This window comes from Ensifer sp. GW101-20A05 (assembly GCF_059424735.1).
The window spans coordinates 122,656-144,030 of record NZ_JBWKZT010000003.1 but is presented as its reverse complement, the minus strand read 5'-3'; the positions used below and the strand labels follow the sequence as shown (position 1 = coordinate 144,030).

The following is a 21,375-nucleotide window of genomic DNA, read 5'->3' as shown; positions in this document are numbered from 1 at the left end:
TCGGCTTGCCATCCTCAAAAAGGGGAAGTAATAAGCCGCCACTCGCCGGACACAACAGCCCGACGAATTTCCCGGACCGGCCTAGCCGGAACCCGATATGGGGCTATAGCTCAGCTGGGAGAGCGCTTGCATGGCATGCAAGAGGTCAGCGGTTCGATCCCGCTTAGCTCCACCAAACTTCTTCTTCGATTGATGACCGATGGACCTTCAAGGTCCGTCACTGCTTTCCAATTCGTCCAGCGAATCCAGGATCATCGTCAGTAGCCGGATGATGTCGGCCGACTCGAGCAGGGCGTTGCGGATTTCGCGCTCCGAGCGAGTGGGCACGGAAGCGGCGATGTTCAGCAGGACATTGGTGACATCGGGTGCATCGGTGTTGGGTTCCATGCCGGTCTGTTCGCGCATGCAGCGGATCAGCGCCACTGCGCCTTCGAGCAGCCGTTGTGCCTGCACCGGGGTGAGTTCATGGACCTCATTGGCGGCACGAAACAGCTGGGATCTGAAGCCCGATATCGTGGTCATCTCCCAGATGATACTCCTTTCGGCTTCAAATGAAAGTGGTGCCCGGACCCACCCGTGCAACGTTCGGATGAACAGGCTACGCGAGCGACCTTGCGCGAAGGCGAACAAGGCGACCAAGCTGCACAGTCAACGCATCGGTGCAGCCGGCCCCTCCAGCGCGCGTTTATAATTTGTTAAGCATCGGAACGCAGAAGCTGATGCCATGTTCCTGATCTCGAAAATCTTCTGGCTGGCCGCACAGCCGCTGTCGTTCTCGTTCTTCGCCGCCTTTGCCGGGCTGCTGGCGACGGCGGCGGGCCTGCGCCGCATCGGCGGCTTCCTTGGCGGGCTTGGCGCGCTGGTGCTCTTCATCAGCCTGTTCACCACCGCGGGGCCCTACGCGCTCCAGACGCTCGAAGATCGTTTCACACGCCCCTCGCCATCACCTGCAACGCTCTCCTGCATCATCGTGCTCGGCGGCGCCTTCGAGAACGAGGTGATGGCAGGCCGCGGCGGCATGGAATTCAACCAGGCGGCGGACCGTTTCATCGAGACGGTGGCGCTCGCAAAACGCTACCCCGAGGCGCGTATTCTGGTTTCCGGCGGTGACGGCTCCTTCAGCGGCGCCTATGCCGGCGACGCCGAGGCTTCGCAGGGCTTCCTCGCCGCGTTCGGCGTCGGCGGCGAACGGCTGATTCGCGAAGAACAGTCGCGCACGACGTTCGAGAACGCCCGCAACACCAAGGATCTGCTGGCTGCGAATGGGCTCTCGAATTGCGCACTCGTCACCTCCGCCTTCCATATGCCCCGTTCGGTCGGGCTCTTCCGCGCGCTCGACATCCCGGTCATTCCCTGGCCGACGGATTACCGCACCAGCGGCAAGCTTGGCCTTAGCTTCGACTTCACCCAGCCGTCGCTCAACGCACAATTGACGACGACGGCGGTGCGCGAATGGATCGGCCTCCTCGCCTATCACCTTGCCGGCCGGACACCCTCGATCCTGCCGGCGCCCTGAGAGTTGACGGCGGGGCCCGAGATAGCCCAGCTTCAAAGCGAACCGCCGAATCTTGCCCGGAGCACCCATGCCGATCCTCGAAATTCTCGACTACGCCGGTGTGGCCGTCTTCGCAGCGACCGGAGCGCTGTCGGCGTCACGCAAGCAGCTCGACATCATCGGCTATCTCTTCCTCGCCTCGGTGACCGGGATCGGCGGCGGCACGATGCGCGATGTCGTTTTGGGCGCGACACCGGTCTTCTGGGTCACCAACCCGACCTATCTTCTGGTCTGCGCCACCGTGGCGGTCATCCTCTTCTTCACCGCCCATCTCTTCGGCTCGCGCTACCGGGTGCTCGTCTGGCTCGATGCGATCGGCCTTTCAGCCTATTGCGTCATGGGCGCTGCGAAGGGGTATGCTGCCACCGGCTCGGCGACGGTGGCACTTGTCACCGGCATGCTGACCGCCACCTTCGGCGGGGTCTTACGCGATATGCTCGCCGGCGAGCCTTCCGTGCTTCTGAGGCCGGAAATCTATGTTACGGCGGCGCTCGTCGGCGCCGGCGCCTTCGTGCTTGCAACGGTCGCGGGCCTGCCGCTTGTGGCAACGTCGACACTGGGTGTTCTCTCCGCCTTTGCCGTGCGCGGCGGCGCGCTCAAGTTTGGCTGGACCCTGCCGACGGGCAAGGCGTTGCCGGGTCGCGATCCCGACGACGTGATGTGAAGGCTCACACGCCGACAGACGCAAGATCTGCAATCAATTTATCTTGATGATCGACCTCGGTCGGATCAGCGGCCGTTCTTGCGGCGCAGGCGGATCACCACGTCGACATGCGCAATCTCCATGCCCTCGGGCGGTTCCGGGAGATTGTCGATCTGGATGTTGCTGACGGGGATATCGAGTACCTCGTTCTGGCCCTCGACGAAGAAATGATGGTGATCCGACACGTTGGTGTCGAAATAGGTCTTGGCGCTTTCCACCGCCAGGACACGGATCATGCCGGCCTCGGTGAACTGGTGCAGCGTATTGTAGACGGTTGCGAGCGAAACAGGCACCCCGGCCATGACAGCCTCCTCGTGCAGTTCCTCGACGGTCAGGTGACGGTCACCCTTGGCAAAGATCAGATCGGCGAGGGCAACGCGCTGACGGGTCGGACGCAGGCCTGAGTGACGCAGCCTTTCTTCCGAACTCACTTCTGTTGCTTTCGTCATCAAGGGTCGTTCCATGTATCCCGGCGAAATTCACAATACTTCCGTTGCGATATAACTTTTGCGCCCCGCGCTTTCAATAGATTCTCGGTCAAACATGCGTTGCAAAGCCCGAAAAACCGGTCAAACTCGGGGAAGGCTGGCAATTAACTCTGGTCGCGCCCACATTGATCCTGTAAGCGACGGCGGAACGAAAATGCCATCTGAGGCGGCGGTAACCTGGCCGGAAACGAGAAGGTTCGGGTTCGCCACGCTTCATTTCAAGCCGAACTTGCTCTAAAGCAGATCGGACAACACGTTAAGTCATTCGGGGAAGCATCCATTCATGACCACCAGACAATCCAGCTTCAGCTACGAGGAAATCCTGGCCTGCGGCCGTGGCGAGTTGTTTGGCCCTGGCAACGCGCAGCTGCCGCTGCCGCCGATGCTGATGGTTCATCGCATCACCGAGATTTCCGAAACGGGTGGTGCCTTTGACAAGGGTTATCTGCGCGCCGAATACGACGTGCGCCCCGATGACTGGTATTTTCCCTGCCACTTCCAGGGCAATCCGATCATGCCGGGCTGCCTCGGCCTCGACGGCATGTGGCAATTGACCGGCTTCTACCTGGGCTGGCTCGGCGAGCCTGGCCGCGGCATGGCGCTTTCCACCGGCGAAGTGAAGTTCAAGGGCATGGTTCGTCCCCACACCAAGCTTCTCGAATACGGCATCGACTTCAAGCGCGTCATGCGCGGCCGGCTCGTGCTTGGCACCGCCGACGGCTGGCTGAAGGCCGATGGAGAGACTATCTATCAGGCAACCGACCTGCGCGTCGGTCTGTCCAAGGATAAGGCCGAGTAGTCCAGGCCTGCCTGCACCGAACGAAATAAAGAAAAGGTCAGTATCATGAGACGGGTTGTTGTCACGGGCCTCGGCATCGTTTCCTCGATCGGAAACAACGCGGACGAAGTCACGGCGTCGCTGCGCGATGCAAAGTCGGGCATCACGTTTTCTCCCGATTTCGCGGAGAACGGCTTCAAGTGCCAGGTCTGGGGCGCCCCGTCGCTCGATCCGACCGAGCTCGTCGACCGTCGCGCCATGCGCTTCCTGTCGCAGGGCGGCGCCTGGAACCACGTGGCGATGAAACAGGCAATCGCCGACTCCGGCCTCGAAGAAACCGTCGTTGCCCGCAACGAACGCACCGGCATCATCATGGGCTCGGGCGGTCCGTCCACCCGCACGATCGTCGAAGCGGCCGACATCACCCGCAAGAATGTGAGCCCGAAGCGCATCGGCCCGTTCGCCGTTCCGAAGGCGATGTCGTCCACGGCATCCGCAACGCTCGCCACCTGGTTCCAGATCCACGGCGTCAACTACTCGATCTCCTCGGCCTGCTCGACCTCGGCGCACTGCATCGGCAACGCCGCTGAGATGATCCAGTGGGGCAAGCAGGACGTGATGTTTGCCGGCGGCCATGAAGATCTTGACTGGACGATGTCCAACCTCTTCGACGCCATGGGCGCCATGTCCTCGAAATACAACGAGACGCCGGCGACCGCGTCCCGTGCCTATGACGTCAACCGCGACGGTTTCGTCATTGCCGGCGGTGCCGGCGTTCTCGTTCTCGAAGAACTGGAACACGCCAAGGCCCGCGGTGCGAAGATCTACGCCGAAATCGTCGGCTACGGCGCGACCTCCGACGGCTACGACATGGTGGCTCCCTCGGGCGAAGGCGCAATCCGCTGCATGCGCCAGGCGCTTTCGACGGTGAAGGGCGATGTCGACTACATCAACACGCACGGCACCTCGACGCCGGTTGGCGACAGCAAGGAAATCGGCGCGATCCGCGAAGTGTTCGGCAGCAAGATGCCGCACATCCAGTCGACCAAGTCGCTGACCGGCCACTCGCTGGGTGCTGCCGGCGTGCAGGAATCGATCTACGGCCTCCTGATGATGCAGGCCGGCTTCATCGGCGAAAGCGCGCATATCACCGAACTCGACCCCGAATTCGACGGCGTTCCGATCGTTCGCAAACGCATCGACAATGCCAAGATCGATACGGTTCTGTCGAACTCCTTCGGCTTCGGCGGCACCAATGCGACGCTCGTCTTCCAGCGCTACAACGGATAACACCATGACGGGACTGATGACCGGAAAGCGTGGCCTCATCATGGGTGTGGCCAACAGCCATTCCATTGCCTGGGGCATTTCCAAGGCGCTTGCGGCGCAAGGGGCGGAACTCGCCTTCACCTACCAGGGCGAGGCGCTGGGCAAGCGTGTCAAGCCGCTCGCCGCCGAGCTCGGCTCGGACTTCCTGCTGCCTTGCGATGTCGAAGACATTGCGTCCGTCGATGCCGTGATCGATGCGATCAAGGAACGCTGGGGCAATCTCGACTTCATCGTGCATGCCATCGGCTTTTCGGACAAGAACGAGCTGAAGGGCCTCTATGCCGACACCTCGCGCGACAATTTCAGCCGCACGATGGTGATCTCCTGCTTCTCCTTCACCGAAATCGCCAAGCGTGCTGCCGAGCTGATGAATGATGGCGGCTCGATGCTGACGCTGACCTATGGCGGCTCGATGCGCGTCATGCCGAACTACAACGTCATGGGCGTTGCCAAGGCGGCGCTCGAGGCTTCCGTGCGTTACCTCGCGGCCGACTACGGCGTGCGCGGCATTCGCGTCAACGCGATCTCCGCCGGCCCGATCCGCACCCTTGCCGGCGCCGGTATTTCCGACGCCCGGGCGATGCTCTCCTGGCAGCAGAAGAATTCGCCGCTGCGTCGTACTGTCACCATCGACGACGTCGGCAATTCCGCGCTCTACCTGCTCTCGGACCTGTCGCGCGGCGTCACCGGCGAAATCCACTACGTCGATTCCGGCTACAACATCACCTCGATGCCGGCGCTCGACACGTTGCGGACGGCCGACGTCGAGTAACACCCTCAACCGACCGGAAAACGGAACAAAGCCCGCGGATCGGCCTCGATCCGCGGGCTTTGTCATTCATGAGCCGCTCAGGGAAATAGAAAGAGTGCGAGCACGGCGACGACGATCGCCAGCGCGATGAACCCCGTATGCGTGCGCCGCCCCGGCTCCAGCGGCAGGTGATAGAGGCTCTTCAGGAACGACATGGGTACCTCGGAGGTCGCTCCATGTCCCTCGGCATGCTTTATGTCCTTGGCAACAGCCTCGGCCGCATCCTCGGTCAAAGGCGGCCTGTTCACTCCCCACGTCATGGCACTCATCCTCCGACGAGAAATACCGACGGCGTCATGGTGAGCCCGAACAGGGGCGATGGCAACAGGCAAACTGTCGCTGCCCGTTGGCCGGGGCGCTACTGCATGTCTCCTTAAATCGACCTCGATTTAAGGACGAAGACATGCAGAAAATCAAAGTGCTACAGCGACCTTTGCGCGTCTGATAAGACGCGCGGCGCTGTAGACCCGGAACGAAAAAAGCCGGGCGATTGGCCCGGCTCCTTGCTTAATCCTTGATGGTCTTCAGCGCTTCGCCCAGAGCACCTTGAAGCGGGCGTTGCGGCAGGTTTCGCCGTATTCCTTGGAATTCTCGGCCAGTACCTGCTCGTAGGGCAGGCCGCGGTTGGCGACCAGCATCAGCTTTCCGCCCTGCTTCAGCGCCTTCAGCGCCGTCTTGATGATGGCAATGCCAAGCGCCGGCTCGGCGGCGTGGGCCTCATGGAAGGGCGGATTCATGACGATGAGATCATACTTGTCGCGCGGCTCTTCGCTCGTCAGGTCGAACCAGTGGAAGCGCGCCGGCGTCGACGGCACGTTTGCCATCATGTTGACGCGGGCAGCTTCGAGCGACTCATGGTCGGCTTCGAAGAGATCGACGCCCTTGAGGCCCGGCGAGGCTTCAGCGAGCTTGACGGCGAGATAGCCCCAGCCGGCTCCGAAATCGGCGGCATGGCCGTGGAAGTCGTTCGGCAGACGCGAAGCGAGCAGTTCCGAACCCGCGTCGATGCGGTCGTGTGAGAACATGCCCGGCGAAGCCTCGAACAGGCCATCGACGCGCACCGGCACCTTGGCGAGCTTGTGCACCGCGTCGGTGACGTCTTCGGGACGGGTGAACCAGAAGGCGACGCCGTGATATTTCGGCAGATGATCGCCGTCCCATTCGAACTTGGCGATCCGCTTCTTCAGCGACTGGATGCCGTCTTCCTTGCCGCCGGCAACGACGATCAGGCCGCCCTCGCGGGTGCGCTTCAGCGCCTCGGCGATCCGGTCCTCATTCTCGCCCTTATGCTTGCCACAGAGCACCAGCGTGACGTCGTAGTCCTCGCCGGTGATCTCAGGCGTCACATCGGCGCGCATGGCCTCCAGGGCGCGATAGAGCGGCCGCAGCGGCTGAACGGCGGCGATCGAGGCTTCGAAGCCCTTGGGCAGCCTGTAGCCCGCCTCGGCGCCGAGAAAGAGAACACGCTCGCCTTCGCCCGGCGGGTCGATCACACCGCTATCGAACGGGTAAAACAGGGTCTTCAACGCATCTCGGCTCATCGGTCTATCCGTCATCTTCCTACAAGAAAGGGGCGCGGAGCGTTCCGCCCCGCGCCCCGAATGCATTCGGGTGAAGCTCGCTTATTCGGCGGCTTCGCCGTCGCCCTTCTTCTCAGACTTCTCGGCAGCGACTTCTTTGCCGGTGGCCTGGTCGACAACCTTCATCGACAGGCGAACCTTGCCGCGCTCGTCGAAGCCCATGAGCTTGACCCAGACCTTGTCGCCTTCCTTGACGACGTCGGTCGTCTTGGCAACGCGCTCGGAAGCGAGCTGCGAGATGTGGACGAGGCCATCGCGGGCGCCGAAGAAGTTGACGAAGGCGCCGAAGTCGGCGGTCTTCACAACGGTACCTTCATAGATCTGGCCAACTTCCGGCTCGGCGACGATCGAGTGGATCCACTTGCGGGCCGCTTCGATTTCCTTGCCGGACGAGGAGGCGATCTTCACGGTGCCGTCGTCTTCGATGTTGATCTTCGCGCCGGTCTTCTCGACGATTTCGCGGATGACCTTGCCGCCGGAGCCGATGACTTCACGGATCTTGTCGACCGGGATGTTCATGACTTCGATGCGCGGAGCGAACTCGCCGAGCTGGCCACGGCTTTCGGAAATGGCCTTGGCCATTTCGCCGAGGATGTGGAGACGGCCACCCTTGGCCTGGTTGAGCGCAATGCCCATGATCTCTTCGGTGATGCCCTCGATCTTGATGTCCATCTGGAGCGAGGTGATACCAGCGTCGGTACCGGCGACCTTGAAGTCCATGTCGCCGAGGTGGTCTTCGTCGCCGAGGATGTCGGAGAGAACGGCGAAGCGCTCATCTTCCTTGATCAGGCCCATGGCGATACCGGCAACCGGCTTTGCCAGCGGAACGCCGGCGTCCATGAGAGCGAGCGAGGTGCCGCAAACCGTCGCCATCGACGACGAGCCGTTGGATTCGGTGATCTCGGATACGACACGCAGTGTGTAGGGGAACTGCTCGGCCTCCGGCAGCATCGGGCGAATAGCGCGCCAGGCGAGCTTGCCGTGACCGATTTCGCGACGGCCCGGGGAGCCCATGCGACCGGTTTCGCCGACCGAGAAGGGCGGGAAGTTGTAGTGCAGCATGAAGCGTTCTTTGTACATGCCGGTCAGGCTGTCGACATACTGTTCGTCTTCACCGGTGCCGAGCGTGGCAACGACGATCGCCTGCGTCTCACCGCGGGTGAAGAGCGCCGAACCGTGGGTACGCGGCAGAAGGCCGACTTCCGAGACGATCGGACGAACGGTTTCCAGATCGCGGCCGTCGATACGGCTCTTGGTGTCGAGGATGTTCCAGCGAACGATCTTGGCCTGCAGGTGCTTGAAGACGGCGCCGATGACTTCAGCGGTGTACTTGGGCTCCGCACCTTCCGGGAAGAAGTGTGCCTTTACCTTCGCCTTGACGGCATCGACGGCAGCGTAGCGGGCAGCCTTTTCGGTGATCTTGTAGGCGTCGCGCAGTTCGGCTTCGGCCATGCCGAGCATTTCGGCTTCCAGCGCGGAATGATCTTCCGGTTCGAATTCGCGCGGCTCCTTGGCAGCGACTTCAGCGAGCTTGATGATCGCGTCGATGACCGGCTGGAAGCCCTTCTGACCGAAGACGACGGCGCCGAGCATGACGTCTTCAGCCAGTTCCTTGGCTTCCGATTCGACCATCAGCACCGCTTCCTGGGTGCCGGCGACAACGAGGTCGAGCGTCGATTCGTCCATCTCGTCGAGATGCGGGTTCAGCACGTACTGGCCGTTGATGTAGCCGACGCGCGCGCCGCCGATCGGGCCCATGAACGGGACGCCCGACAGCGTCAGCGCTGCGGAAGCGGCAACCATCGACAGAACGTCGGGGTTGTTTTCGAGGTCATGCTGCATGACCGTGACGATGACCTGGGTATCGTTCTTGTAGCCATCGGGGAAAAGCGGACGGATCGGACGGTCGATCAGGCGCGAAACGAGCGTTTCGTTCTCGCTCGGACGGCCTTCGCGCTTGAAGTAACCACCCGGGATCTTGCCGGCAGCGTAGGTCTTTTCCTGGTAGTTGACGGTCAGCGGGAAGAAGTCCTGGCCCGGCTTCGGCGACTTGGCCGAAACGACGGTGGCGAGAACGACGGTTTCGCCGTAGGTGGCGATGACGGCGCCGTCAGCCTGACGGGCGACCTTGCCGGTTTCGAGCTTGAGCGGACGCCCAGCCCATTCGATTTCAACCTTGTGGGTATCGAACATGTTCTGTCCTTCATGTGCGGCGGACCTTTCCGCGGCTGTTGCAGCGCGGGTGGTCGAGGGGCCGCATGAAATGGCGCATCACGGGCAAGACAACGGGAGGCTTCACGCTTGAAATCGGCTTGTTTCCGCTTCACCGCGCCGCTTATCTGCGGCGTTCCGGCAAGCAGAGCCGAAGCATCCTGCAATCCTGCCCCATGACGGGCCATCGGTTGATCCGCGATACCGGCCCATCCGGTTCGCTGGATTCTCTCCTGGTACCACGCTTCCTAAGCGGCCGGAGAGATCATTGCTTGAGCGTTGAACGCTCCATAAAAAAGCCGGCGGGCCGCAAAGACCCGCCGGATAAGTCGCTTAGCGACGGATGCCCAGGGCACCGATCAGCTTGGTGTAGCGCGCTTCGTCTTTCTTCTTCAGATAGTCGAGGAGCGAACGACGGCTGGAAACCATTGCGAGCAGACCACGGCGGGAATGGTTATCCTTCTTGTGGCCCTTGAAGTGTTCGGTCAGGTTGTTGATCCGTTCCGTCAGGATAGCAACCTGGACTTCCGGAGAACCGGTGTCGCCTTCAACGGTTGCAAATTCCTTGATGAGCTGAGCCTTACGCTCTGCAGCAATCGACATCGGATGATCCTTTCGATTTCGAGGATTTAGGGACGCCGTCAGCCGGGATGTCGTCCAGCTGCGGCCGTGAATGCAACGGGCATGCGCCTTTTGCTGGCGTGCCTATAAACGAATTGGATGAAAAAGGAAAGGGTCATGGACCTGCACCCCGATGGGCTTCCGGAGGGCCTCGGAAGCTTGTCGGTCGCGGCCGATTTCCGACGGTCGCGATCGACGCTCCGGCCGACCTTCGCGCCGTTTTTAAAGGGGCCCATCCGCATTCACGAATCTTCGTCCTTCGCCTCGCGCGGAATGGTGATCCGCCACTCGATGCCATCGGCATGCATCACCCGCTCCAGCGCGGCGTTCAGCGCCATGCCGAGCATGCGCTCCAGCACCAGTGTTCCGAAGCCCTTGCGGATCGGATCGGAGGGCTTGTCGGCGAGATCCGCGCCCTCCTCCCGCCAGCGAATGGCAATGCCTTCATCCTCCAGCGACCAGCTCAGCTTGACGACCCCGGTGGTGTTGGCGAGCGCGCCGTATTTGGTGGCGTTGGTTGCGAGTTCGTGCAGGGCCATGCCGAGGGTCTGGGCGATCTGCGTGTCGAGCCTCAGAGCCGGGCCGGAGAAGATCACGCGCTTCGGGTCGTCAGGTGTAAACGGCTGCAACTGGTTCTGGGCGAGCTCGCGGAAATCGACCCCTTGCGCGGCGTTGGTGATCATCAGGTCGGTGGAGCGCGCGAGCCCGGCAATGCGCTTGCGGAAGCTGTCGGCGAAGTCCGACGCGCTCTCGGCCGAATAGACCGATTGGTTGAGCATCGACTGGATCACCGTCAGTTGGTTCTTCGAGCGATGCGCCACCTCGCGCATGAGGAAGCGGATCTCGTTTTCGGCCTTGCCGCGCGCCGCCGCTGCCCGTGCGAGCGCTGCCGAGACCTGCTCGACCTCCGAGATCATGTGCGGCCGCGATTCGATCCGTTCGCCGGCGCCGAGACGGCGGGCATCCTGCGCCACGAGCTTGACGCCCTGCGACAACAGCCGCGCAATCGCCAGCGAGCCGGCAATCGCGATGCCCGCGAAAAGGATGCCGCCGAGCGACAGCCACAGGAACGACCAGACGGCCGGTGCATCGACGGTCGCGCTAGGCGCCCAGGCGATGATCCGCCATCCCGTGACGACGGAAAACTCGGTCGCGACGCGATATTTAGTGCCGTTTTCCTTGATGTTGCGGACACCGATGCTGATCGCCGGCACCTTGTCGAGGAAGAATGGTTCCCCGGCCTTGACGGCCGCATCCGACGAGATGATGACCTTGCCTGCGCCATCGACGAGTGCCGCGTTCCAACCGGGAGAAAGCGTGTCGCGGTTGACGGCCTTGGCCATGTTCTCGGCGTTTTGCGTCAGCGTCAGCAGATACTCCTCACCGGTCGCCAATTTCGCCGGCAGATAGACGTTGAAAACCCACTTTCCCGCGGTCTGGCCAAAGAAGACGTTGGAAACGAGCGGCGCACCATTGTTGGTGAAGGCCCGCTCGACCGAGCCCGTATCCGAGGCTTTGCTGAGTTGCGCACCGAAAGGCACCCTGGTGTTGAGCCGCTGGTTGTGCTTGCGGTCGATGACGATCAGGTAGGAGTCCGTTTCGGCGAGCGCCGTGGCGGCCCTGCGGTAGAAGGCCTCCATATTGCCGTCTTCGATCTCTTGTGATGTCGACAGCACCTTGAGCGTCGTCAGCATGCCCTCGATGTCACGTTCGACGATGCGCGTCACCGACCCGGTCGAAGCCTGCAGCAGCGCCGTGATCACCTGTTCCTGCTGGTCGACGCTGCGCTTCAGCACCACGAGCGAAAAGATGAAGGCCGGAACGATGGCCACCAGGAGCAGCGACGTCAGATAAAAACTGAACGGCCGGGTCAGGCGATGACGAACGAGATCGACGATCGTCGCCAGACCGTTCGCAGCCTTCCGCTTTTCTTCGTCCAGCACGCCCGTCACCTCAGTCGCCCTTCTTCGTTCCGCGCCGGCACACAGCCGCTTTCGGCGCGCGCCGCAAGAGTCGGTGCGATCGGCAGTCGGCTCCGGAGCACGGGACGGAAACGGAATCACCTCGGATGGATTGGAAGCCCATGCCGGGGATCATGCGTCAAGGATGGGGCAAAGGCAAACGCTTCCGGGCGCTTAGCCGGTGGCGAAAACACGCTTCGGGCGGAACTCACCCTCGGCGATCTCACCGATGGCGACCAGCTTGCCGCGTGCCGTCGCATAGGCTTCAGGCGTCGCAAGCGGCGCATCGCGCCCGCGCAGGATGATGGGATTGCCCATTCTCAGGCGGTGCGCCTGATCATCGTTGACGGCAACATGCGGAAGGTTGGAAAGCGCTTCACCGGTCTCGATCAGATAGGCGTCGAGCGCCGCCAGGCGTTCTTCGTCGCTCTCGATTTTCTCCAGCGCCACCAGATCGGCGAGCGGCACCATGTCCTCTTCACCAAACGGTGCGACAAAGGTGCGGCGCAGCGAGGCGATGTGGCCGAAACAACCGAGATCGCGGCCCATGTCACGCGCGAGCGAACGCACATAGGTGCCCTTGCCGCACTCGATTTCGAAATGCGCGAGATTGGGAGCGGCACCCAAGAGCGTCAGCCGGTGCACCTCGACTTCACGAGCCGGAATTTCGACCGTTTCGCCATCGCGGGCGAGGTCGTAGGCACGCTCGCCATCGATCTTGATCGCAGAGAACTGCGGCGGCACCTGGCTGATGACGCCGGTATATTTCGGCAGCAGCGCGCGGATCGCCTCTTCGTTCGGTCGTTCGGTCGAGGAATGCGTAACCTCGCCTTCGAGATCGTCGGTCGAGCGTTCCTCGCCCCAGGCAACGGTGAATTCGTAGATCTTGCGGCCGTCCATCACGTAAGGAACGGTCTTCGTCGCATCACCGAGTGCAATCGGCAGCATACCGGAGGCCAACGGGTCGAGCGTGCCGGCATGGCCGGCCTTTTGGGCCTTGAACAGCCACTTGATCTTCGAGACGGCTTCAGTGGAGCCGAAGTCGAGCGGCTTGTCGAGGATCAGCCAGCCCGAGATCGGGCGGCCCTTGGGCTTACGCGGTTTGGACATGAAATCTACTATTCTTCGTCTTCGCTGGACTGGTCGAGATCGCGGCTGACTTCCGGCGAACGCAGCAGCTCATCGATCTTCTTGTAGTTGTCGAAGCTCGTATCGTCGCGGAAACGAACGTCGGGCATGTATTTCATCTGCCGAAGCTGGGGGCCGAGGCGGCCGCGGATGTACTTGGCATTGCGGTTCAGCGCGTCGATGACTTCGTCATGGTTGGGCACGCCGAGCGGCGTGACATAGGCCGTGGCGATCTTCAGATCCGGCGACATGCGCACTTCCGAGATCGCGATGACGGTCTTCTCGATCACGGGATCGCGGACCTCGCCGCGCTGCAGAACCTGGGTGATGGCAGCGCGCACCTGTTCGCCGACGCGCAGCATGCGCTGTGAAGGGGCAGAGGATGTGGCTTTGGTCATGGACGGTACCTCAAAAAAATGCGAGCGCCGAAGGACAACCCGGCGCCCGCATAATCTCTAATCGGACGGTTCTTAAAGCGTCCGCGTGATGTGCTCTACGCGGAAGCACTCGATCGTATCGCCGGCGCGGATGTCTTCGTAGTTCTCGAAGGCCATACCGCACTCCTGACCGACGTTGACTTCCGAGACTTCGTCCTTGAAGCGCTTGAGGGTCTTGAGCTTGCCTTCGTGGATAACGACGTTGTCGCGAACCAGACGGACGCCGACGCCACGCTCGACCTTGCCTTCGGTGACGCGGCAACCCGCGACCTTGCCGACCTTGGTGATGTTGAACACCTCCAGGATCTCGGCGTTGCCGAGGAAGGTTTCGCGGCGCTCCGGCGAGAGCAGACCCGACATCGCCGCCTTCACGTCATCCACCAGATCGTAGATGATGTTGTAGTAGCGGATCTCGATGCCGGCGCGCTCGGCGGCCGAACGGGCCTGCGCGTTGGCGCGGACGTTGAAGCCGATGATCGCTGCGTTCGACGCCTCGGCGAGCGAGATGTCGGACTCGGTGATACCACCGGCACCCGAATGCACGATGCGGGCACGCACTTCGTCGGTTCCGAGCTTGTCGAGAGCACCGGCGATCGCTTCGATCGAACCCTGCACGTCGCCCTTGATGACCAGCGGGAACTCCTTGAGACCGGAGGTCTGGAGCTGGGTCATCATCTGCTCGAGCGAGCCGCGCGAGCCGGACTGACGGGCAACCTGCTTCTCACGGGCGAGCCGCTGGCGGTACTCGGAGATCTCGCGGGCGCGGCTTTCGTTCTCGACGACGGCGAACTTGTCGCCGGCAGCCGGTGTTCCGGACAGGCCGAGAACCTCGACCGGCATCGACGGACCGGCTTCCTTGACGTGTTCACCCTTGTCGTTGACCAGAGCGCGCACACGGCCCCACTGGTCGCCGGCGACGATGATCTGGCCAGGACGCAGCGTGCCCTTCTGGACGAGGACGGTTGCAACCGCACCGCGACCACGGTCAAGCTCGGCTTCAACCACCGTACCTTCGGCCGTCCGGTTCGGATTGGCGCGCAAGTCGAGGATTTCGGACTGCAGCAGGATCGCTTCCAGCAGCTTGTCGAGGTTGGTGCCGTTCTTCGCGGAGACTTCCACGTCGAGGACTTCACCGCCCATGGATTCGACAAAGACTTCGTGCTGCAGCAGCTCGGTGCGAACCTTCTGCGGATTTGCCGACGGCTTGTCGACCTTGTTGATCGCCACGATGATCGGAACACCGGCCGCCTTGGCGTGGTTGATCGATTCGATCGTCTGCGGCATCACGCTGTCGTCGGCCGCAACCACCAGGATCGCGATGTCGGTCGCCTGGGCACCGCGGGCACGCATGGCGGTGAACGCCGCGTGGCCGGGGGTGTCGATGAAGGTGATCTTGTTGCCGTTCTGCTCGACCTGATAGGCGCCGATGTGCTGGGTGATGCCACCAGCTTCGCCGGCCACCACGTTGGCGTGGCGGATCGCATCGAGCAGCGAGGTCTTGCCGTGGTCGACGTGCCCCATGATCGTGACGATCGGCGGACGCGGCAGCAGTTCCTCGTCGGAATCGGTCACGTTGAAGATGCCTTCCTCGACGTCGGATTCCGAGACGCGCTTGACCGTGTGGCCGAATTCGCCGGCGATGAGTTCAGCCATATCGGCGTCGATCAGATCGCCGGGCTTCATCATCTGGCCTTCCTTCATCAGGTACTTGATGACGTCGACGGCGCGTTCAGACATGCGCTGCGACAGTTCCTGAATGGTGATGGTCTCAGGCAGGATGACTTCGCGCGAGATCTTCTCGCGGGTTTCCTGCATCTGGCTGCGCTTAAACTTCTCCTGGCGGCGACGCATGGCCGACAGCGAACGGGCGCGCTGGCCGCCATCCTCGTCGACGGCAGCGGTCAGCGTCAGCTTGCCCTGGCGACGACCGTCGTCGGCCTTCGGGCGGGCAGGAACCTTGGCAGGCTCGGGACGCACGACCTTGCCGCGTGCCGGGCCTGCGCCCGAACGCGGACCACGATCGTCATCCTTTTCGTTGTCGACCTTACGGCCGCGCAGAGCGCCGGCCGGAGCCGGGGTCGGAAGTCCAGTTGCCGCTTCAGCAGGCCGTGCAGCCTGCGGGCGGTTGTCGACGCGACGCTCAGTGGAAGCCGGTGCGCGAGCTGCCACGGGGCGCTCTTCGACAACCTCTTCGGCCTTTGCTTCAGGCTCGACAGCCGGGCGGGCCGCTTCTTCAGCGGCGCGGCGTGCGGCCTCTTCCTTCTCCTGAAGGAGACGGGCTTCTTCCTCGCGCTTGCGGCGTGCTTCGTTCTCGGCGCGGATGACCGCTTCTTCGGCATCGCGGATCTGCGCTTCGGCGAGAGCACGGCGGCGCGCATCGATCTCACCGGCGGAAAGCTGGTTCAGAACGACACCCACACGCGGACGGTTGGCCTGATTGGCTTCCTGGCGCGTCGAGTGCTGCTGCGGCTGCGGGGCCGGGCGGCCGGAAGGCTGCGGCTGAGCCGGACGCTGTTCGACCGGGCGTGCTGCGGGAGCCGCGGCGACCGGCGTGATCGGACGCTCGTCCTTGGGGCGATGGAAGGGGCGTTTCTTGGTTTCGACCACGACCGCCTTGGTGCGGCCACGGCCCATGTCCTGACGCACGGTCCCCTGCGAAACCCCGTGGGGTTTCAGGGTCAGCGTCTTCTTGCCTGCTGCGCTGCCTGTCTTGTCGTCGTTGTTGTCGGTCATTCCGTTCCGTTCCTAGCGATCAGGGCCGGATGCGTATCACCTGACCCTGTCTTCCAAATTGTCTCAAACAATGTACGCGATGCCAGACTGTGCTGGTGACGCGGGTCATTGCTGTGGCTTGCCAGCGCCGCCGTCGGCCCGGACCGGGACGGATCCTCGGTACTTTTCGAGCATGATTGCGCGCTTCACTACACCCTCACCCGCCTGCCCTGCAAGCGCTGCGGCATGGATAAAAGCATTACTTCCTAAAAGGCCCTCCATTTCCGCCCCGGTGAAGGGACGGAACGAAGGTATTTCCATTTCATCGTCGGCCACGAAGCTCATCGCCTTGCGGGCCTGGTCTATCTTCCGCACACCGTCGGCTGCAGCATCGGCCGCATGGAACACGGCAAGCGCTGCAAGACCGCGCACGGCCTGCTCCGTCTTCGTCGCGCCGGAGATGAACTGGGCCGCCTTGCGCGCCATGTTCATCATGCCGGCCAACTGCTCGGCGAGCAGCCGGTCGACGTCGTCGGCGAGCGTCGCGTCGGCCTTGACGTCCGCCTTCAGGGCGCGGGCGAAGAACTTCTTCGCCACCGCCTTTTCAACGAGCGCCCGCTCGGCCTTCACCCAGCAGCCGCGTCCCGGAAGCTGACGCTTCAGATCGGGAACGACGCGACCGTCGGGCCCGGCAACGAAGCGGATCAACTCATCCGGCGAACCGCTTTCGCGGGTGACGATGCACGTCCGCGTGCTGCCGCTCCGATCCTTCGGGCCCCCATCCAAGGGCAATGTGTCCGAAGGCAGGCTGTCGGCATCATCAGAGGCGGTCATCGTCCTTAAGCGTCCTGCTCGGCGCCTTCGGCAACGTCGATCGGCTCTTCGCCTTCGACCTCATCGCTTGCCAGGTCCTCTTCCGTGATCCAGCCGGCCGCGAGGCGGGCCTGAACGATCATGGCTTCGGCTTCGGCGCGCGAAACGTCGAACTTCGAGAAGGTGCCCTCGAAGCGCTTGGTCTCGCCGTCCTTGCGTTCGCTCCAGCCGACGAGGTCGTCAGCGGCGCAGCCGGCAAAGTCTTCGATCGTCTTGATGCCTTCTTCGCCGAGCGCAACGAGCATCTGGCTCGTCAGGCCGTCGATCGAGCGCAGCTCGTCGGCAACGCCGAGTTCCTTGCGCTTGGCATCCATTTCCGCTTCGAGCTTGTCGAGGAATTCGCGCGCACGGGTCTGGATTTCGGTAGCGGTCTCCTCGTCGAAGCCGTCGATCGACGAGATTTCGTCGAGGTCGACATAGGCAAGCTCCTCGACGGCGGCAAAGCCTTCGGACGCCAGAACCTGGCCGACCATTTCGTCGACGTCGAGCGCGTCCATGAACAGGTTGGTGCGCTCGGTGAATTCCTTCTGGCGACGCTCGCTCTCTTCCTGTTCGGTGAGGATGTCGATGTCCCAGCCGGTCAGCTGCGAGGCGAGGCGAACGTTCTGGCCGCGACGGCCGATGGCGAGCGAAAGCTGCTCGTCCGGAACGACCACTTCGATGCGCTCCGCATCTTCGTCGAGAACGACCTTGGCCACTTCCGCCGGCTGCAGCGCGTTGACGATGAACGATGCCGGATCCTGCGACCACGGAATGATGTCGATCTTTTCGCCCTGCAGTTCGCCGACGACGGCCTGAACGCGCGAACCGCGCATACCGACGCAGGCGCCGACCGGGTCGATCGACGAGTCGTTGGAGACAACGGCGATCTTGGCGCGCGAACCCGGGTCACGGGCAACCGACTTGATCTGGATGATGCCGTCGTAGATCTCAGGCACTTCCATGGTGAAGAGCTTCACCATGAACTGCGGATGGGTACGCGACAGGAAGATCTGCGGGCCGCGCTGTTCGCGGCGAACGTCGTAGACGAAGGCGCGGACGCGGTCGCCGTAGCGCATGTTTTCGCGCGGGATCATCTCGTCGCGGCGGATGATGCCTTCGCCACGGCCGAGGTCGACGATGACGTTGCCGTATTCGACGCGCTTGACCGTGCCGTTGACGATCTCGCCGACGCGATCCTTGAATTCGTCGAACTGGCGATCACGCTCGGCTTCGCGAACCTTCTGGACGATGACCTGCTTGGCAGACTGGGCGGCGATGCGGCCGAAGTCCATCGGCGGCAGCGGGTCGGCGATGAAATCGCCGAGCTTGGCGTCCGGATTGCGATCGCGAGCAAGCTCGAGCGGGATCTGCGTGGAATAGTCGTCAGCCTTTTCGACCACTTCCAGAAGACGCTGCAGGCGGATTTCACCGGTCTTCGAGTTGATGTCGGCGCGGATGTTCGATTCCGACCCATAGCGCGAGCGGGCGGCCTTCTGGATCGCATCGGCCATTGCGGCCAGAACGATCTCGCGGTCGATCACCTTTTCACGCGCGACGGCATCCGCGATCTGCAGAAGCTCGAGCCGGTTAGCACTGACTGCCATGTCTTATCTCCGTTGGGTTGCAGGGGGCTTCACGCTCCGCCCGACTTATTCCTCAATAGGTGAATCTTCGTCTTCGAAATTCTCGTTCGCGGCGCGCTCGGCCTTCGCCTTCTTGTCGGCCGTCAGCGCATCACGGATCAGATCGTCGGTCAGGATCAGCCGCGCTTCGGCAAGCGTGGTGAACGGGATGACGACGACAGGTTCCTCGCCGTACGCGGGCTGGTCGCGCTCAAGCCGGAAACCATCGTCATCGACGGAAACGATCTTGCCGCGGAACCGCTTGCGGCCATCGACCAGAACCGACGTCTCGCATTTCAGCAGGTGCCCCTGCCAGCGGAAGAAGTCGGACTTGCGCACCATGGGACGGTCGATGCCGGCCGACGACACTTCGAGATGATACGCCTTGTCGATCGGATCTTCCACATCGAGCACCGGCGAAATGGCCTTGGAGATCTCTTCGCAGTCTTCGACGGTCATGGTGCCGTCGTTGCGCTCGGCCATGATCTGCAACGTCAGGCCGTTCTGGCCGGACATGCGCACGCGCACCAGGCGGTAACCCATCGGCACGATGACCGGCTCGATGATGTCGGCGATGCGCTGGTCGAGACCGGTTTCGGTGATCAGGCGCGGTTCATTTGCATTTTCAGCCGTTGTCGTATCGGACAAACGATCATCTCCTCATCGGACCGGCTAATAAAAAAGAGCGGGTCCTGACGGGCCCACTCTTCATCTACCGATCAAGAATTTGAGGCTCATATACGCTTCATCGCCGCAAATTGCAAGGCATTGGGCCGTGCGCTCCAAATGCGCCGATCCGCTCGCAGACGACGATCTTCGACAACAAGGTCAATTTCAGCGGGTGGCACTTCGCGTCCTCGGGCCTATAACAGGGATAGAACCGCTTCGAGACGACAATCAAGGACAAGAGAGAAGACGAGGTGCCCCACCGTAATTCGCCGCTTGCACCCTTTAAGCACGACATCTTCCGCACGATCTGGATCGCGAGCCTCGCATCCAACTTCGGCGGCCTCATCCAATCGGTCGGCGCCGCCTGGCTGATGACCTCGATCTCACCGTCGGCAAACATGGTGGCACTGGTGCAGGCCTCGACCTCGCTGCCGATCATGCTCTTCTCGCTCATCTCGGGCGCGCTTGCCGATAATTTCGATCGGCGGCGGATCATGCTGGTGGCGCAGTGTTTCATGCTCTCCGTCTCGGCGCTTCTGACCATCTGCGCCTATGTCGGACTGATCACGCCCTGGCTGCTCCTGCTCTTCACCTTCCTCATCGGCTGCGGCACGGCGCTCAACAACCCATCCTGGCAGGCCTCGGTCGGCGACATGGTCCCGCGCGACGACCTGCCGGCGGCAGTCGCGCTCAACAGCATGGGCTTCAACATCACCCGCAGCGTCGGCCCGGCGATCGGCGGCGCGATCGTCGCCGCGGCGGGGGCTGCCGCCGCCTTCTTCGCCAATACGCTCAGCTATTTCGCGATCCTCTTTGCGCTGGTGCGCTGGCGGCGGGAAGTGCCGACGAACACCTTGCCGCGTGAGACGCTCGGCCGCGCCATATCCGCGGGCCTGCGCTATGTCGCGATGTCGCCGAACATCGGCAAGGTTCTGCTGCGCGGTTTTCTCTTCGGTCTTTCGGCAAGCGCGATCCTCGCACTCTTGCCGCTCGTCGCCCGCGACCTCGTTCAAGGCGGGCCGCTCACCTACGGCCTGATGCTCGGCGCCTTCGGCCTCGGCGCGATCGGCGGGGCGCTGCTCAGTGCGCGATTGAGGGAGAAGCTGTCGAGCGAGGCGATCGTGCGCATCGCCTTCACCGGTTTTGCCGCCAGCGCCGCGATCACGGCCTGGAGCACCTATGCGTGGCTCAGCTGTCTCGTGCTGCTCGTCTCCGGCGCCTGTTGGGTGCTGGCGCTGTCGCTGTTCAACACGACAGTACAGCTCTCGACACCGCGCTGGGTCGTTGGCCGGGCGCTATCGCTCTACCAGACTATGACCTTCGGCGGCATTGCTGGCGGCAGCTGGCTCTGGGGCACGGCGGCCGAACAATATGGTGCCGCCAATGCGCTGATGGGCTCCTGTCTGCTGATGTTCGCTGGCGTCGTGGTCGGCTTCCGGCTGCCCCTGCCGGAGTTCACTTCGCTCAATCTTGATCCGCTCAACCGCTTCAACGAACCGCCGCTCGAACTGGACCTGAAGCCGCGCAGCGGCCCCATCGTCATCATGATCGATTACGAGATCGCGGACGACGATATCCCCGAGTTCCTCACGACCATGGCGGAACGCCGGCGCATCCGCATCCGCGACGGTGCGGGCCACTGGGCGCTGATGCGCGACCTCGAGAACCCGACGACCTGGACCGAGACCTATCACGTGCCGACCTGGGTCGAATATGTGCGCCACAACCAGCGGCGCACCCAGGCCGACGCCGCCGTCGGCGACAAGCTGACGGCACTGCACAGCGGTGCGGCACCACCGCGCGTGCACCGGATGATCGAACGCCAGACGATCGTGCCGACGCATTACGAGCGCTACAAACGCCAGGTCGATGTCGACATGCACTAGATCATTTCATTGTTTCATCGAAACACTGA

19 protein-coding genes and 1 tRNA gene are annotated in these 21,375 nt (G+C 62.7%); 7 read left to right on the top strand and 13 right to left on the bottom strand.

Features of this window, described 5'->3' with window-relative positions:
• The first annotated feature begins 99 nt into the window (after positions 1–99).
• Positions 100–175: transfer RNA gene (locus AC070A_RS09870), tRNA-Ala, on the top strand.
• Positions 176–207: 32 nt separating this feature from the next.
• Here the strand turns inward: AC070A_RS09870 and AC070A_RS09865 are convergent.
• Positions 208–522, bottom strand: a complete 315-nt coding sequence (locus AC070A_RS09865) for a hypothetical protein (protein WP_057247830.1) — start codon at positions 520–522, stop codon at positions 208–210.
• Between the two features lie 202 nt (positions 523–724).
• Between AC070A_RS09865 and AC070A_RS09860 the strand changes: the two genes are divergently transcribed.
• Positions 725–1,516 carry a YdcF family protein gene (locus AC070A_RS09860; RefSeq protein WP_057247829.1) on the top strand — a complete coding sequence of 264 codons (792 nt, stop codon included), beginning with the start codon at positions 725–727 and terminating at the stop codon, positions 1,514–1,516.
• A gap of 67 nt (positions 1,517–1,583) precedes the next feature.
• A complete protein-coding gene (locus AC070A_RS09855; RefSeq protein WP_057247828.1) occupies positions 1,584–2,219 on the top strand; it encodes a trimeric intracellular cation channel family protein in 636 nt (211 codons plus the stop codon).
• Positions 2,220–2,284: 65 nt separating this feature from the next.
• Here the strand turns inward: AC070A_RS09855 and irrA are convergent, their stop codons facing one another.
• Positions 2,285–2,707, bottom strand: a complete 423-nt coding sequence (gene irrA / locus AC070A_RS09850; protein WP_057247827.1) for an iron response transcriptional regulator IrrA — start codon at positions 2,705–2,707, stop codon at positions 2,285–2,287.
• A gap of 322 nt (positions 2,708–3,029) precedes the next feature.
• On the opposite strand from irrA, the gene fabA reads away from it, so the two are divergent.
• Genes fabA through fabI form a run of 3 tightly spaced genes read left to right on the top strand, consistent with a single transcriptional unit; the run spans position 3,030 to position 5,625 of the window.
• Positions 3,030–3,545: a 3-hydroxyacyl-[acyl-carrier-protein] dehydratase FabA gene (fabA, locus tag AC070A_RS09845; RefSeq protein WP_029742379.1), complete on the top strand. Its 516-nt coding sequence runs from the start codon at positions 3,030–3,032 to the stop codon at positions 3,543–3,545.
• A gap of 45 nt (positions 3,546–3,590) precedes the next feature.
• Positions 3,591–4,814 (top strand): beta-ketoacyl-ACP synthase I, encoded by a 1,224-nt coding sequence (gene fabB, locus AC070A_RS09840; protein WP_057247826.1) that lies wholly within the window; start codon positions 3,591–3,593, stop codon positions 4,812–4,814.
• 4 nt (positions 4,815–4,818) lie between these two features.
• Positions 4,819–5,625 (top strand): enoyl-ACP reductase FabI, encoded by an 807-nt coding sequence (gene fabI, locus AC070A_RS09835; protein WP_057247825.1) that lies wholly within the window; start codon positions 4,819–4,821, stop codon positions 5,623–5,625.
• Positions 5,626–5,702: 77 nt separating this feature from the next.
• On the opposite strand, the gene AC070A_RS09830 is transcribed toward fabI, so the two are convergent.
• From AC070A_RS09830 to rimP, 11 genes are all read right to left on the bottom strand, one after another.
• Positions 5,703–5,924 (bottom strand): hypothetical protein, encoded by a 222-nt coding sequence (locus AC070A_RS09830; protein WP_057247824.1) that lies wholly within the window; start codon positions 5,922–5,924, stop codon positions 5,703–5,705.
• A gap of 264 nt (positions 5,925–6,188) precedes the next feature.
• Positions 6,189–7,205 carry a class I SAM-dependent methyltransferase gene (locus AC070A_RS09825; protein WP_057247823.1) on the bottom strand — a complete coding sequence of 339 codons (1,017 nt, stop codon included), beginning with the start codon at positions 7,203–7,205 and terminating at the stop codon, positions 6,189–6,191.
• A gap of 81 nt (positions 7,206–7,286) precedes the next feature.
• The gene (gene pnp / locus AC070A_RS09820; protein ID WP_057247822.1) at positions 7,287–9,437 is read right to left on the bottom strand and encodes a polyribonucleotide nucleotidyltransferase; all 2,151 of its coding nucleotides are present in this window, start codon (positions 9,435–9,437) and stop codon (positions 7,287–7,289) included.
• A 351-nt stretch (positions 9,438–9,788) separates the two neighbouring features.
• On the bottom strand, positions 9,789–10,058 hold the full coding sequence (gene rpsO / locus AC070A_RS09815; protein WP_029742369.1) for a 30S ribosomal protein S15: 270 nt from the start codon (positions 10,056–10,058) through the stop codon (positions 9,789–9,791).
• A 260-nt stretch (positions 10,059–10,318) separates the two neighbouring features.
• A complete protein-coding gene (locus AC070A_RS09810; RefSeq protein WP_057247821.1) occupies positions 10,319–12,028 on the bottom strand; it encodes a sensor histidine kinase in 1,710 nt (569 codons plus the stop codon).
• A 183-nt stretch (positions 12,029–12,211) separates the two neighbouring features.
• Positions 12,212–13,147, bottom strand: a complete 936-nt coding sequence (gene truB, locus AC070A_RS09805; RefSeq protein WP_057247820.1) for a tRNA pseudouridine(55) synthase TruB — start codon at positions 13,145–13,147, stop codon at positions 12,212–12,214.
• An 8-nt stretch (positions 13,148–13,155) separates the two neighbouring features.
• Complete coding sequence (rbfA, locus tag AC070A_RS09800; RefSeq protein WP_063893313.1) at positions 13,156–13,563, bottom strand: 30S ribosome-binding factor RbfA; 408 nt, start codon at positions 13,561–13,563, stop codon at positions 13,156–13,158.
• A 72-nt stretch (positions 13,564–13,635) separates the two neighbouring features.
• Positions 13,636–16,335 (bottom strand): translation initiation factor IF-2, encoded by a 2,700-nt coding sequence (infB, locus tag AC070A_RS09795; RefSeq protein ID WP_057247818.1) that lies wholly within the window; start codon positions 16,333–16,335, stop codon positions 13,636–13,638.
• Positions 16,336–16,440: 105 nt separating this feature from the next.
• Positions 16,441–17,148, bottom strand: coding sequence for an RNA-binding protein (locus AC070A_RS09790; RefSeq protein ID WP_057247817.1), 708 nt, complete (start codon positions 17,146–17,148; stop codon positions 16,441–16,443).
• Positions 17,149–17,153: 5 nt separating this feature from the next.
• Positions 17,154–18,773, bottom strand: a complete 1,620-nt coding sequence (nusA, locus tag AC070A_RS09785) for a transcription termination factor NusA (protein WP_057247816.1) — start codon at positions 18,771–18,773, stop codon at positions 17,154–17,156.
• 45 nt (positions 18,774–18,818) lie between these two features.
• Positions 18,819–19,439, bottom strand: a complete 621-nt coding sequence (gene rimP / locus AC070A_RS09780) for a ribosome maturation factor RimP (protein ID WP_057247815.1) — start codon at positions 19,437–19,439, stop codon at positions 18,819–18,821.
• Positions 19,440–19,711: 272 nt separating this feature from the next.
• Here rimP and AC070A_RS09775 point away from each other — a divergent pair, with 272 nt between their 5' ends.
• Positions 19,712–21,346 (top strand): MFS transporter, encoded by a 1,635-nt coding sequence (locus tag AC070A_RS09775; RefSeq protein WP_057247814.1) that lies wholly within the window; start codon positions 19,712–19,714, stop codon positions 21,344–21,346.
• Positions 21,347–21,375: the final 29 nt, after the last annotated feature.

Excerpts from the sequence above, each read along its gene's own strand:
- AC070A_RS09865 (WP_057247830.1), bottom strand. The coding sequence starts at position 522 with ATGACCACGATATCGGGCTTCAGATCCCAGCTGTTTCGTGCCGCCAAT.
- AC070A_RS09860 (WP_057247829.1), top strand. The coding sequence starts at position 725 with ATGTTCCTGATCTCGAAAATCTTCTGGCTGGCCGCACAGCCGCTGTCG.
- AC070A_RS09855 (WP_057247828.1), top strand. The coding sequence starts at position 1,584 with ATGCCGATCCTCGAAATTCTCGACTACGCCGGTGTGGCCGTCTTCGCA.
- irrA (WP_057247827.1), bottom strand. The coding sequence starts at position 2,707 with ATGACGAAAGCAACAGAAGTGAGTTCGGAAGAAAGGCTGCGTCACTCA.
- fabA (WP_029742379.1), top strand. The coding sequence starts at position 3,030 with ATGACCACCAGACAATCCAGCTTCAGCTACGAGGAAATCCTGGCCTGC.
- fabB (WP_057247826.1), top strand. The coding sequence starts at position 3,591 with ATGAGACGGGTTGTTGTCACGGGCCTCGGCATCGTTTCCTCGATCGGA.
- fabI (WP_057247825.1), top strand. The coding sequence starts at position 4,819 with ATGACGGGACTGATGACCGGAAAGCGTGGCCTCATCATGGGTGTGGCC.
- AC070A_RS09830 (WP_057247824.1), bottom strand. The coding sequence starts at position 5,924 with ATGACGTGGGGAGTGAACAGGCCGCCTTTGACCGAGGATGCGGCCGAG.
- AC070A_RS09825 (WP_057247823.1), bottom strand. The coding sequence starts at position 7,205 with ATGAGCCGAGATGCGTTGAAGACCCTGTTTTACCCGTTCGATAGCGGT.
- pnp (WP_057247822.1), bottom strand. The coding sequence starts at position 9,437 with ATGTTCGATACCCACAAGGTTGAAATCGAATGGGCTGGGCGTCCGCTC.
- rpsO (WP_029742369.1), bottom strand. The coding sequence starts at position 10,058 with ATGTCGATTGCTGCAGAGCGTAAGGCTCAGCTCATCAAGGAATTTGCA.
- truB (WP_057247820.1), bottom strand. The coding sequence starts at position 13,147 with ATGTCCAAACCGCGTAAGCCCAAGGGCCGCCCGATCTCGGGCTGGCTG.
- rbfA (WP_063893313.1), bottom strand. The coding sequence starts at position 13,563 with ATGACCAAAGCCACATCCTCTGCCCCTTCACAGCGCATGCTGCGCGTC.
- infB (WP_057247818.1), bottom strand. The coding sequence starts at position 16,335 with ATGACCGACAACAACGACGACAAGACAGGCAGCGCAGCAGGCAAGAAG.
- AC070A_RS09790 (WP_057247817.1), bottom strand. The coding sequence starts at position 17,148 with ATGACCGCCTCTGATGATGCCGACAGCCTGCCTTCGGACACATTGCCC.
- nusA (WP_057247816.1), bottom strand. The coding sequence starts at position 18,773 with ATGGCAGTCAGTGCTAACCGGCTCGAGCTTCTGCAGATCGCGGATGCC.